Annotated in this window: 1 pseudogene; it reads right to left on the bottom strand. The window is 31.8% G+C overall.

Annotated features, from left to right (window positions below):
• Window positions 1–381: pseudogene (locus AC1DJR_RS33915) on the bottom strand (hypothetical protein); the annotation flags it as partial.

The following is a 381-nucleotide window of genomic DNA, read 5'->3' as shown; positions in this document are numbered from 1 at the left end:
TTATTAATATCGATATTTTCTTTCTCCGCTCTTATAATTAATGGATACAAACTTTGTTCAATTGTTTTGTATTCAGTTGGATGTGATGCTTCTATATCTTTTTCAATTACATCCCACTTCTCATTAATTTGTTTTCCAAGTTTATTTACTGTTTCTAATTTAGGATTTGCAGCTAATTGCTTATCTAGGCTTTCAATTAATGTAACGACTTCTTTTACATTTGCTTTCACAGCGACGTTTTTCTTCGGATCTTTCGTTGTCTTTCCGTTATTGTTTGTACTTGTGCTTTGATCTGTTGTTTTCCCGCTAGTAGTTTGATCATTCGTTTTTCCTGTCGTTTCTTTTTCTTTTGTTGTTTTACCGTTACTTTCTGTTCCTGAT

Source organism: Bacillus sp. 05T31 (assembly GCF_056396725.1).
Note: the sequence above shows the minus strand (reverse complement) of the source record. Positions and strands in the feature narration are given on the sequence as shown.